The sequence below is a fragment of the Deltaproteobacteria bacterium genome (genome assembly GCA_018668695.1).
Lineage (GTDB): Bacteria > Myxococcota > XYA12-FULL-58-9 > XYA12-FULL-58-9 > JABJBS01 > JABJBS01.
On the sequence record JABJBS010000242.1, the window covers coordinates 1 to 3,626 of the forward strand.

Genomic DNA, 3,626 nt, shown 5'->3' on the forward strand with positions numbered 1-3,626 from the left:
CGAAGAATTTGCGTGTGCCGACGGTACCCAGTGCATCCCTACTGCTTCATTTTGCGACGGCCTTCCTCAATGCAACGACGGCTCCGACGAAACCGACCCAGCCTGCACCGGCGGTGGAACAGGTGGCGGTGGAAGCACACTTGGCGATGATGAATATGAGCCAGACGACAGCTATGGTGAAGCCACTGTATTCGAAATTGGCAGCAGCCAAACTCACTCGATTACCAGCGGCGACGAAGACTTTATCCTCTTCACCCTGGATGGCCCTTACGATGTGGTCATTGAAACATCCGGCGCAGGTGGTGATACTAAGCTTTGGCTCTACACCGAAAACTATACCGAGCTGGATTACGACGATGACGGAGGCACATCAGTGTTCTCAAAAATCTCGATGCCCCTGCAAGCCGGGAACTACTATGCGAAAGCAAGTGGGTACTCAGCAACCACTGAAATCACCAGCTACAACCTTACAGTCACCGCGACGCCACCACTTGCAGAAGCACCTACCAACTTGGTGGTAGCCCTCGAAGGTGACAGTGTTGTCTTAACCTGGGACGCTTCTCCAGGCGCCGCTTCCTACAATGTTTACTACGGTGATTACTCGGGCAGCTATAATCCGATTACGCCTGCAGCCGAGGGTCTGCCTCCACTTAGTAGCCTCGAACCAACCAGCACACTCACTGGCTTAAGCACAGGTTCAACTTACTACTTCACCGTTCGTGCAGTTGGAGAAGACGGCCTAGAGAGCTACTCTGCAACTGAAGTCAGCGTACAGATTCCACTTGAGACAGATGCATACGAGCCAAACAACACGTTTGCCGACGCAATTCCTCTGGTGAGCGGTGAGACCATCAACCTCTCCATTCACGAGTCCGCTGATTTGGATTACTGGACCTTTACCCTACCTGTTCCCGCATCTGTCCACGTAGAAACCGACGGGCAATCCGGAGACGGACAGCTCTACGTCTACGATTCATCTCAGTCACAAATTTACTACAATGACGACGGCGGAAATGGTCTTTTCTCAATGCTTGATATGGAACTGCAACCCGGCGTCTATTACGTCCTCTCGCAGTCTTATTACAACGGCAATCCGATTGGAGCCTACACGCTTAACTTTAGCGCCGAATACCAAGCTCCAACCATTGATGCCCCGGATGCATTTGAGCTTGATGACAGCTTAGAAACAGCGAGCGTCATCACCGCAGCTGAAACCCAAGAGCGTAACTTCCACCGTGAAGAAGATGTGGACTACATCTCATTTACGCTTGATGCTCTCTCTGATTTTACAATCAGCACCGATGGCGTTTACGGCGGCACCAACCTGACCCTTTATGATTCAGAGGGTACTGAACTGGAGGCAGTCGCGAGCGGGGCAACTGCCGAGTTCGTATCCATTGAGCAGATAGGCATGGCTCCAGGGACTTACACCGTCAAGGTTGAATCCCAAAATCCGACAATTCTTATCTCCTATGAGCTGATGCTCGAGGTGGTTGCATATCCTGCTGCGCCGGAGAACTTCCGATGCTCGGGGGTAGAGGGAGCTATTAACTTAGTTTGGAATGCCGTACCTGGTGCAACCAGCTACAACATCTCCTACGAGTACTCCGACAACCCACCGCTTCAAACACTGGAAGCCGCGGAAGGTCCTTCACCTTTGGTCACATCAGAGATCAGCTACTCATTAACCGGACTGCCAACGGAAGCAGAAACCTTCTTCCGCGTAACTGCGGTTGCCGGCGAGCAAGAAAGCGAATTCTCTGAAGTCGTTAGCTGCACACCTCAGTGAAAACTGGTGCATCCGCCAGAAGATGATATGATTGCCTGAATGATGGTGGGTGCTTTAGGTGCCCACGCAGGAAGGCGATTATGACAGACTCTCATCTCACATTATCGGTTGGCGAAACGCTTTTCACCCAGGGCGATGAAGGCGACACCATGTTCGTCATTACCACCGGTGAAATTCAAATATCGCGAATCGTCGACGGCCAGAAAACCGTCCTCGCCAACCTAGGTTCTGGTGAATTTCTCGGAGAAATGTCACTTGTAAACCAAGAAGCGCGCTCCGCCACCGGGATTGCTACTCAGCCGACCACTCTGATGGTCTATAACAAAGAAAAATTTACTGAATTGCTCACGACGCGGCCACTCATTGCCCAGCGAATCATTGAAAGACTCGCAGATAGGCTGCGTCAAACAACCGAGCAACTGACCGAGCTTAAAAGCAAGCTGGATTAAAAACTTTCAGTAAGTTCCTATTGCCGCATCAATCTGTTCAAGCATCTTCTTCATTGTCGTCAGTTCATGCTCAAATTGCGCTCTCTTGGGATGACCCTGCCCCATATATTGGAGCGTATTCTCTTTTTCTTTAATTCGGTTGAGCAGCTGTTGGCGCTGAGATTCCGCATTATCATCCACAGGCTCACCTGTTCCCAGCCTCGCACTCCCGGCTTTACCGCTTCCAGACGAGGCACCCAGCATCTCCGTGCTCGGCAGCCGGTTTTTCCGCTCTAACTTATCCAGATCTTTCTCGTCGGCCATGGCAAAACTATACCCTGAGATAGATCTCACGGCTACCTTCTCCTACACAGACTCTGCCGACTCTATGGAATTAGCATCAAGGCTGGCATTCAAGAGCCGTTCTATCTATAAATTTAATATGAATCATCTCGCTTGATGGCTCTGAAATGAATTGGGGAACAAAATGGAATTTGATGGGGACGTAATCATTAGCAGCGATGACCAAGTCATGGACTACTACGCCTACGATAAAATCAATGGGAACCTGCTTCTTGAAAGCACCGATGTTACCAAACTCTTTTTGCCTGAGCTTAAAGAAGTAACTGGAAATGTTATCATTACCTATAATGAATTCCTGAAAGACATCAGCGAGCTCAGCGGTCTAAAATCTGTTGGCGGTGAATTTAAAATCACGCACAACGATGCCCTCACGACCACCGCGGTTGAGGCACTTCGTGATCAAGTCGCTGGTAAGGGCGGCATCAAAGGTGCAGTCACCATTCAAGGCAACCTCGAAGACGGACCGGTTGATGGTAACGGTACTTTTGAGGGCAATGTAATGATCACGAAAGACAGTGATGTCCTCATCTACTCTAGCTTCGTAAAAATCGCTGGTAAGCTCAATGTATCGGGGCTTTATGTGACCTCCGTTAAGCTACCTAAACTTAAAGAAGTCGGTGGTGATTTCGAAATTGTGGGGACCAGTCTGCGTTCCTTGGGCGGACTTAGTAACGTCGAACAAATCGCTGGTGAAGTCAGTATTATGGATAACGCCAGCCTACGGTATTCAGACATGACGAAGCTTAAAGACGTTGGTCAAAGCTTTATTGTACGAGATAACCCAATGCTCGAGCAGGTATCGACTTTTGAAAACCTTGCGAAGGTAGGTGACGATTTCCAAGTATGCTTCAATCGGGATTTACCTGAGAGCGAAGCCCAAGCCTTGGCTGAAAAAGTGACCATTGGCGGCGATACGGCAACCAACGACAACGCACCGTACTAACACAGCACGCCCAGCTTACTTCTTTTGATCTTCGAGGTAGGCGTCCACAGCTTCTCGGACGACCTCATTCAAATCGCGCTTTTGCTTAACGGCTTTTTTCTTC

At 49.8% G+C, this 3,626-nt stretch carries 4 protein-coding genes; 3 read left to right on the plus strand and 1 reads right to left on the minus strand.

Annotated elements, in window-relative coordinates; translation table 11 throughout:
- Both HOK28_12935 and HOK28_12940 read left to right on the plus strand, forming a co-directional pair.
- The coding region (locus HOK28_12935) for a hypothetical protein (GenBank protein MBT6433997.1) at nt 1-1,789 on the plus strand (1,789 nt) is incomplete at its 5' end.
- Between the two features lie 80 nt (nt 1,790-1,869).
- Nucleotides 1,870-2,238 (plus strand): Crp/Fnr family transcriptional regulator, encoded by a 369-nt coding sequence (locus HOK28_12940; GenBank protein MBT6433998.1) that lies wholly within the window; start codon nt 1,870-1,872, stop codon nt 2,236-2,238.
- Between the two features lie 6 nt (nt 2,239-2,244).
- Here HOK28_12940 and HOK28_12945 read toward each other — a convergent pair whose 3' ends face one another.
- Nucleotides 2,245-2,571: a hypothetical protein gene (locus HOK28_12945; protein ID MBT6433999.1), complete on the minus strand. Its 327-nt coding sequence runs from the start codon at nt 2,569-2,571 to the stop codon at nt 2,245-2,247.
- Between the two features lie 133 nt (nt 2,572-2,704).
- Here HOK28_12945 and HOK28_12950 point away from each other — a divergent pair, with 133 nt between their 5' ends.
- Nucleotides 2,705-3,523: a hypothetical protein gene (locus HOK28_12950; GenBank protein ID MBT6434000.1), complete on the plus strand. Its 819-nt coding sequence runs from the start codon at nt 2,705-2,707 to the stop codon at nt 3,521-3,523.
- The last annotated feature ends 103 nt before the right edge of the window (nt 3,524-3,626 follow it).